This is a genomic window from Psychrobacter sp. TB20-MNA-CIBAN-0197, assembly GCF_040309765.1.
Classification (GTDB): domain Bacteria; phylum Pseudomonadota; class Gammaproteobacteria; order Pseudomonadales; family Moraxellaceae; genus Psychrobacter; species Psychrobacter submarinus.
In genome coordinates this window covers 1-506 of record NZ_JBEOPC010000090.1, presented here as the reverse complement: position 1 = coordinate 506, position 506 = coordinate 1, and the positions used below count along the sequence as shown (strand labels likewise).

Below are 506 nucleotides of genomic sequence, written 5' to 3'. Positions count from 1 at the left end.
GTGCTTGTCCTTGATCGCGTCCGCCAGGGCGTCGAGTTCGACCACGGTGCCGCGCGCGGCGTTGATCAGGATGCCGCCCTTCTTGATGGCGCGGATTTCCTTCTCGCCGATCATCCACTGGGTCGCCGCAGTTTCCGGGACGTGCAGGGTGACGATATCGGACATGCCCAGCAGCTCGTGCAGGTTGTTGACCTGCGTAGCGTTGCCCAGTGGCAGCTTGGTCACGGTGTCATAGAAGAACACTTGCATGCCCAGGCCTTCAGCCAGCACCGACAGCTGCGTGCCGATCGAGCCGTAGCCGACGATGCCCAGCTTCTTGCCACGGATCTCGAACGAGTTGGCGGCGGACTTGATCCAGCCGCCACGGTGGCAGGATGCATTCTTCTCAGGGATGCCGCGCAGCAGCAGGATCGCTTCGGCCAGTACCAGCTCGGCTACGGAACGGGTGTTGGAGTACGGCGCGTTGAACACGGCGATACCGCGCTCGCGGGCCGCGCTGAGGTCAA

The 506-nt window shown here is 63.6% G+C and carries 1 protein-coding gene; it reads right to left on the bottom strand.

All coding sequences use genetic code 11. The features are described 5' to 3' along the window. Nucleotides 1–506 (bottom strand): NAD(P)-dependent oxidoreductase (locus AAEY83_RS12790; protein ID WP_351059259.1); only part of this gene is annotated, 506 nt, incomplete at both ends.